Raw genomic sequence first — 262 nt, forward strand, 5'->3', positions numbered from 1 at the left:
GCGTGTGGTCGGCGTCGAGACGAGTCCCGTGACCACGCTCCCGCAGACAGAAGCGACGGTCAGACAACGTCTCTACGTCGCGGCGCCCGAGAGGTGGAGCGTCGACCACCCGGCGCTGTACACCGCCCGCACGACACTTGACGGCATCTCCGAGACGCCTGAGACCCGCAACACCACGTTCGGCATCCGCACGCTGCAACTCGATCCCGCTCATGGTCTGCGCATCAACGGGGAACCTGTGAAGCTGCGCGGTGCATGCATC

General features: G+C 66.0%; 1 protein-coding gene. It reads left to right on the forward strand.

The annotated features are described in order from the left end of the window. Positions 1–262: hypothetical protein (locus SB753_RS38380; protein ID WP_410805333.1), on the forward strand; the 262-nt coding region annotated here is incomplete at both ends.

This window comes from Paraburkholderia sp. SIMBA_053 (assembly GCF_046534895.1).
Classification (GTDB): domain Bacteria; phylum Pseudomonadota; class Gammaproteobacteria; order Burkholderiales; family Burkholderiaceae; genus Paraburkholderia; species Paraburkholderia caledonica.